This is a genomic window from Chitinophaga sp. Cy-1792 (genome assembly GCF_011752935.1).
Taxonomy (GTDB): domain Bacteria; phylum Bacteroidota; class Bacteroidia; order Chitinophagales; family Chitinophagaceae; genus Chitinophaga.
The window spans coordinates 1-321 of sequence record NZ_VWWO01000030.1 but is presented as its reverse complement, the minus strand read 5'-3'; the positions used below and the strand labels follow the sequence as shown (position 1 = coordinate 321).

1 protein-coding gene is annotated in these 321 nt (G+C 49.8%); it reads left to right on the top strand.

Annotated elements, in window-relative coordinates; genetic code table 11:
- A partial coding sequence (locus F3J22_RS30340) for an AMP-binding protein (protein ID WP_167021748.1) occupies positions 1 to 321 on the top strand: 321 nt, incomplete at both ends.

Below are 321 nucleotides of genomic sequence, written 5' to 3'. Positions count from 1 at the left end.
CTTATGTGATCTATACTTCTGGTTCTACTGGCCGGCCGAAAGGCTGTATGCTGGAGCATCGTGGCGTGGTAAACAGATTGGAGTGGATGTGGCAGCACTATCAGTTTAGTGCAGCAGACATCATCCTGCAGAAGACCACCTTCACCTTTGATGTATCGGTATGGGAATTGTTCCTGCCGCTGTGTTGGGGCGCGCGTATGGTGTTGTGCCATAAAGATGATATCGGTGCACCGGAACGTTTACGTGCGTTGATTGCGCGTCATCAGGTGAGCTGCCTGCACTTTGTGCCGGGTATGTTCAATGCTTTTATCACTACTTTAT